Source organism: Aeromicrobium sp. Leaf272, assembly GCF_001422865.1.
In the GTDB taxonomy this organism is placed as follows: Bacteria; Actinomycetota; Actinomycetes; order Propionibacteriales; family Nocardioidaceae; genus Aeromicrobium.
The window spans coordinates 42966-44784 of sequence record NZ_LMMY01000013.1 but is presented as its reverse complement, the minus strand read 5'-3'; the positions used below and the strand labels follow the sequence as shown (position 1 = coordinate 44784).

The following is a 1819-nucleotide window of genomic DNA, read 5'->3' as shown; positions in this document are numbered from 1 at the left end:
GAACCGCGCGAAGCCGCCGGAGAACTGGTTGCCCCCGCCGTCCTTCACGCTCGTCTGGATCGACCCGCCCGCCCACAGCGTGCCGTCCTTCGCCACCGTCACCGCCCACACGCCGAACCCGCCGCGCGACTTCCACTGCGGCGCGAACGTCGTCACGAACGCACCGGTGGCGTTCTCCCAGGCACCGAGCAGCGAGATCTTGCCCGCCTGCTTCCAGGCCACCGAGGTGGACCCGACCTTCAGCGTGTCGTAGCTCGTGGCGCCGGTGTAGCTCCAGTCACCGCAGTGGCAGCCGCCGTACACGATCCGGCCGTTGTCGCCGATCGCCTGCAGGTCACCGCCCGCCCGGGTGAGGTGCGCGGCCTTCAGCGCCAGGGTGCTCGCGTCGTACGCGAACATGCTGTGCTGCGAGCCGCCCAGCCAGACGCGGGACCCGACCTGCCGGACCGCCTGCTGGTACGTCGCCGTGCCCGTGGTGCTGTAGCGAGGCTTCCAGGCCGGTGACGCGATGCCTGCGCCCGAGGCCGTGCTGAGCGCGAGGCCCTTGCGCACGGTCCGTCCCGCTGCCTTGGTCATGTAGCCCGCGAGGTAGACGCGCTTCCCGTCCGCTGCGACGTCGAGGTCGGCCACCGTGCCGTTGATGCGCGGCTTCCACGCCCCGTCCCCGCTGCCGGTGCTGAGCTTGATCCGCGCCACGTAGGGCATGGCCGACGACGCCGACCCTCGCACGACGTGGGTGAACCGTCCGCCGAGGTAGAGGCGTCCCCCGGCCACGTCCATCGCGCGCACGGACGCCTTCTCGTCCCCGGTGCGGCGCACGACCCCCGCCGTCCAGGTCCGGTCGAGGGCGCCCGAGGTGGTGAAGACGGCCACGCTGCGTCGCAGGACGCCGTTCACGGACGTGAAGTCGCCGCCGACCGCCAGGCGGCCGTCGGGCAGGGCGGCCAGGGCCCGGACCTGGCGGTCGAGGCTCGGGCGGAACGACGAGATCCACTCACCCGTCGTGGCGTCGAAGGCGGCGAGGTAGGACTGCTTGACGCTCTGGGAGCCGGACTGGTTGCGCACGGTGGTGAAGTTGCCGCCCACGTACATCGTGTTGCCCACCTGAGCGAACGCCTGCACCTCCGTGCCGAGCTCGCCGGCACCACCGGACCCGGTGCCGGTGACGCCCCACGGCTGGGCCAGCGAGCCGCTCCTGGCCACGGGCAGCGCGGTGACCGCACCGGTCCCGGTGTCGGGGACGGTCGCGAACGAGAGGTCGGACTGACGCAGCCGCGGGCGGACGAAGACCTGCGTGAACGGCGTCGCGTAGCCGCTGCCCGTCGCGTAGAGGTAGGACGAGGACCCGGTGCTCCCGGCGACGGCCTGTCCGTGGTTGAACCCACGAACCCAGCCGTTGGCCTGCGACTCGTAGGTCCAGACCCGACGCAGGCGGTTGGCGGAGGTCGTCGACGTCGTGCCGGCGTCACGCGAGGTGGCGCCGGAGAACGACGTTCCGTCGAACGAGGCCGAGGTGAGCGGGTGGCCGGCGCCGAAGGCCCACGACCACGAGGCCAGCGAGCGGATCCGCAGACGCACGTCCTGCCACGACGTCCCGTCGGCGTTCGCGGCACGACGCAGGCGGATGCCGTCGGTGAGGGCGTCGACACGCTTGCCACCCAGCAGGGCGTCGACCGTCGCCGTCGACAGCTTCTTCGGCGCGAACGCCGACGGTCCCGTCGGCGCCTTCGCGATCTGCGCCGGGGTGCCCTGGGCGTCGCCGTCCCAGCGCCAGCCGTCGCGACCCCGACCGACGAGCACCCAGCCACCGCCGTCGGTC

1 protein-coding gene is annotated in these 1819 nt (G+C 72.7%); it reads right to left on the bottom strand.

What is annotated here, in order from left to right; genetic code table 11:
* Positions 1-1819, bottom strand: a 1819-nt coding sequence (locus ASF38_RS09535) for a delta-60 repeat domain-containing protein (RefSeq protein ID WP_200914494.1), incomplete at both ends; no start/stop codon positions are given.